The organism is Exiguobacterium sp. E17S, from assembly GCF_057772545.1.
On sequence record NZ_JBYLRU010000031.1, the window covers coordinates 1 to 243 of the forward strand.

General features: G+C 55.6%; 1 rRNA gene. It reads right to left on the reverse strand.

From position 1 onward, the window contains the following. Positions 1–243 (reverse strand): 23S ribosomal RNA (locus AC3B4V_RS16305); the annotation flags it as partial.

Here is a 243-nt window from a genome sequence, read left to right on the forward strand (position 1 = left end):
CGGACGAGCCTTCCTCAGGAAACCTTGGGCTTTCGACGGAGGGGATTCTCACCCCTCTTTTCGCTACTCACACCGGCATTCTCACTTCCAAACGCTCCACTGCTCCTTCCGGTACAGCTTCACAGCGGTTTGGAACGCTCCCCTACCATTCCTTACGGAATCCGCAGCTTCGGTGGTATGTTTAGCCCCGTTACATTTTCGGCGCGGCGCCACTCGACTAGTGAGCTATTACGCACTCTTTGA